Origin of the sequence: uncultured Wocania sp. (genome assembly GCF_964021735.1) — a bacterium.
In the GTDB taxonomy this organism is placed as follows: Bacteria; Bacteroidota; Bacteroidia; order Flavobacteriales; family Flavobacteriaceae; genus Wocania_A.
This window is the reverse complement of the sequence record NZ_CAXIBN010000224.1, coordinates 1-4,237: the sequence shown is the minus strand read 5'-3', so window position 1 is coordinate 4,237 and position 4,237 is coordinate 1. Positions and strand designations below refer to the sequence as shown.

Here is a 4,237-nt window from a genome sequence, read left to right as displayed (position 1 = left end):
TACATTTATTAAACAGTACTATGTTTTTAAACATATTAATAGTGGCTATTTTGAGTATTCCTATGCTTTACATAAAGAATGAATTTGAACACTTAAAACCTTACTTTATTGTTATGAGTTTCTTTGTAGCAAGCACAGTTATATTTTTTATTTGCTACTGGATTATGTACCGGAAAATTTACGGTGGTGGTATTAAAAACTTTATGAATTATATAGGGATGTTTTTTGTGTTTTTCTCCATAGCAATGGGCTTTTCTTTACATAATTCCATTGCAGTATTAGAAGGACACTTCGGCAAAAAAAGTGAATTTGTACGCACGCCTAAATTTAATATTGGCAATATTAAAGATGCTTGGAAAAAGAATAAATATCTTAAAAAAAGAGTTTCGGTACACGTTATTTTCGAAGGGCTTTTAATGTTATACTTTGCCTTTGGTATGTACAGTGCATTTATAGTTGGCGACCAAGGTGGCGATTTTGGTCTTTTCCCATTTCACCTTATGCTGTTTTTAGGCTTTGGTTATGTTTTTATTAAATCTTTAACCTCTAAAGTTTAAGGTTCTATTGAGCGTTACCCTTTGGGTCGCACTTTTCGTTATATCTTTTTTTCATGCTTCAAAAAAGGATGCCACTCCAATCGCTAACGCAAAAAAAGCTTCATTTAATAATCTGTTTATCAAACGAAGCTTCACTTTTCTATTTAAATCAAGTCTTCAATCCTTGTCAATTGTCTTGTACTTATTTTCATTTTTCTTCCAGTCAATAAGTTTTGATGGATAATATTTAATATTCATACGATCTAGAAAAGGCGTTTGATTTGCCAAACGCACTTTATAATTCTCCCAATCTCGATTTTCCTTTGTTGTCCAACTAAGTTCAGAATAACCAATAGCTCTTGGAAAAGCCAAGTATTCTAATTCCTCAATATTGCTAATAGTTTCAGACCAAAGAGGTGCTTCTAACCCTAAAATATTTTTAAGTGGTATATCTTCATAAGATTCTGGATTCCAATTGTATGCTACATCTACAGGAATATACCCTGACCATGTTAATCCATATTTAGAGATACTATCATACTTCATATCCAAATAGGCTTTTTTAGCAGGAGACATAATAATTTTCATTCCTTTCTTTACAGCTGCTTGAGCATTCTCTTTACTGGCCCAAAATTGAGAAATAGAGGTAGAATCGACATCTGCAGTAGCAATTTCGTCCCAACCTATCATACGCTTATTATGCTTTTGTACAATTTTCTCTACTTTATTTATAAAATATATATAATCTTCTTTTTTGGTTACATGACTCTCGTCACCTCCAATATGAATATATGGTCCAGGTGTAAGAGCTGCTATTTCACGAACTACATCATCAATAAAAGTGTAAACAGTATCTTTTCGTGTATCAAACGTACTAAAACCAACTTCTGTACCTTGATATAATTCAAGTTTCTTACCATTTCCATTTAAAAAAGGGTAAGAAACTGAAGCCGCATTGGTATGTCCTGGCATATCAAATTCTGGTATAACTGTAATATGATGCATAGCTGCATAATCTATAATTTCAGTATAGTCTTCTTGAGTATAAAAACCCCCAGATTCCCCTCCTACTTCTGTACTCCCACCTATTTCGGTGAGCTTAGGCCATGATTTAATTTCGAGGCGCCAACCTTGATCGTCTGTAAGGTGCAAATGCAAAACATTATATTTGTAGTATGCCAAAATATCAATATATTTTTTAACATCTTCTACACTAAAAAAATGACGTGCTACATCTAACATGCTTCCTCGGTATTCAAATTGAGGATTGTCTATAATTTTTCCTGTTGGGATTGTCCATATTTTAGTACCAGCAATTAACGTATCATTACTTGCTTCGGGAATTATTTGTCTTAAAGTTTGAATACCTCTAAAACTACCTGCTGCAGTATTTGAATTTAAGATTATAGAATCTTGAGTTATATGTAGTTCATAGGCTTCTGCTCCTTCAACATTAAGACTATCAGATTGGTTAATATAAATAACTGTTTCTATATTTGGTAAGTCATTTACATTAACTTGTACATCTAAATCCGTTTTTGTTTTAATTTTTTTTGCTAAAAATTTTCCAACATTCTCAAACCCCTCAGCATTCTTAGAGGTATATATAGCTGTATATTTATCAAGTGCAAACCCATTATTAGTTGGGATTATTTCTAATGGCTTTGGAATTAAGTTCTCTAAAGCTAAATCCGTTTTTGGAAAGTTGATTACTCGCTTCTTTTTCTGCTCTGAACAGGCAATAAAAGTGATTATCAAAAATAAAGTTACTAAGATTCTAATTGCTTTTAATTTTACCATAATTTTTAATTGAAATAAATTGTACTCTTTGCTATTTAAACAGGCTAACGAAGTTATCTATTTTTCCTCACAAAATCAAGTAAGTATCTCTATATAAAAACCGACAAACAATTAATATTATATTTACTACATGTTTTTTAATCCTGCCTTTTTTAAATTAAACAAAACCCCACTACTTTTAGCGTTAGTAATTCTATTATTTTACTTTTCTTTTGCTTATAATTTGGTTCGTACCGATTATATAAAACTAGTAATATTATATAGTACGTTATGGTTTTTGTTTTACAAATTAATACAACTTTTAAAAACAAACATTAAGCTTTTAACATGGATAGCATTTGGGTTTAGAGCTGTTTTTATTTTAGCAATACCAAATTTGTCACAAGATTTTTATCGCTTTATTTGGGATGGTCGCATGATTTTAGAAGGTTTTAATCCCTATTTATTTACTGTAGAATCATTTATTAGCAATGGTGAATTTCCGGTAGCACAAGCACAAGAATTATATAACGGCATGGGGACTTTAAATGCGAGTCATTTCACCAACTACCCGCCCATTAATCAACTCTGTTTTATTATAGCTGCAATGCTCTCTAGTAAAAGCATTTTGGGTTCGGTAGTAGTTATGCGCCTATTAATTATTACTGCCGATTTTGGAACTTTATTTTTTGGCAAAAAACTATTAGAAAAACTAAGCATGCCTACTTACCATATTTTTTGGTATATTTTAAATCCGTTTATTATTATTGAGCTTACTGGAAACCTTCATTTTGAAGGGGTCATGATTTTCTTTTTAGTTTGGAGTTTATATTTACTGCACATTGGTAAATGGCAATTTGCGGCAGTTATTTTAGCCTTATCTGTATCTGTTAAATTAATTCCATTAATATTTCTGCCTCTATTATTTCAAAAACTAGGTTGGAAAAAGAGCGTTTTATTTTACCTAATATTAGGCTTTACAACTTTGCTATTGTTTGCTCCATTTTATTCTTCTGAATTTATAAACAACTATACTCAAACTGTAGCTTTATGGTTTCAGAATTTTGAATTTAATGCTAGTATGTATTACATCGCTAGAGAAATTGGATATACTTTTAGGGGGTATAACGAAATTGCTATTATTGGAAAAGTAATACCAATAGTAGTAATCCTTTTTGTCTTAATAATTACTTTTTTTAGAAGAAACAAAACAACTGTAGAACTTATTACTGCCATGCTTTTGGTGTTGTCCTTTTATTATTTTACAACCACTACAGTGCATCCATGGTACATTGCTACACTTTTAATATTGTCAGTTTTTACTAAATATAAATTCCCGTTAGTTTGGAGTTTTGTAATTATACTAAGTTATTTAGCTTATATAAATATTGATAAAGCCGATAAATCTGAAAACCTATGGATTATTGCTTTAGAATACGCCATTGTTTATGGTGTGTTTATTTGGGAAGTGTTTATAAAAAAGGCTTCCATAAAAGGAAGCCTGAATTCTTTTTAAAAACTTAAAATCATTACATTTTTTTAAGTTTGATTATAATATTAATTTCCTCTTCATCTTCATAACCATCATCATCTTTAGTTACTTCTGTTCTCGTTTTATAGGTAATACTAAACCTTTTTCCAATTAATGTTTCAGATTTTAAATCAAACTCTTTTAACAATTCGTCTTTTACCTCTTGAAATGTTATGGTGTACTCTTCATCATCTTTGTTTTTTGCGATAAAATTATAACCATAATCTTCATGTCCATCATATACTGCATTTACTACAGTTTCATCTTGAACGCTTAATTTAGATGCGGTTGTAAAGCTTACAAGCGTAAGAATTGATAGTGTAAAACCTACTAATTTTAACAAAAAATTTGTTTTCATTATTGTACAGATTTTAAAATTAAATTGAAAAAA

The 4,237-nt window shown here is 30.2% G+C and carries 3 protein-coding genes and 1 pseudogene; 2 read left to right on the top strand and 2 right to left on the bottom strand.

Features of this window, described 5'->3' with window-relative positions; translation table 11 throughout:
* A pseudogene (locus AADI82_RS13990) lies at positions 1-557 on the top strand (glycosyl transferase family 2); the annotation flags it as partial.
* A 156-nt stretch (positions 558-713) separates the two neighbouring features.
* Here the strand turns inward: AADI82_RS13990 and AADI82_RS13985 are convergent.
* Positions 714-2,336, bottom strand: a complete 1,623-nt coding sequence (locus tag AADI82_RS13985; RefSeq protein ID WP_341217043.1) for a family 20 glycosylhydrolase — start codon at positions 2,334-2,336, stop codon at positions 714-716.
* A gap of 130 nt (positions 2,337-2,466) precedes the next feature.
* Between AADI82_RS13985 and AADI82_RS13980 the strand changes: the two genes are divergently transcribed.
* A complete protein-coding gene (locus AADI82_RS13980; protein ID WP_341217042.1) occupies positions 2,467-3,831 on the top strand; it encodes a mannosyltransferase in 1,365 nt (454 codons plus the stop codon).
* Between the two features lie 13 nt (positions 3,832-3,844).
* Here the strand turns inward: AADI82_RS13980 and AADI82_RS13975 are convergent, their stop codons facing one another.
* The gene (locus AADI82_RS13975) at positions 3,845-4,204 is read right to left on the bottom strand and encodes a hypothetical protein (RefSeq protein WP_341217041.1); all 360 of its coding nucleotides are present in this window, start codon (positions 4,202-4,204) and stop codon (positions 3,845-3,847) included.
* Positions 4,205-4,237 lie beyond the last annotated feature (33 nt).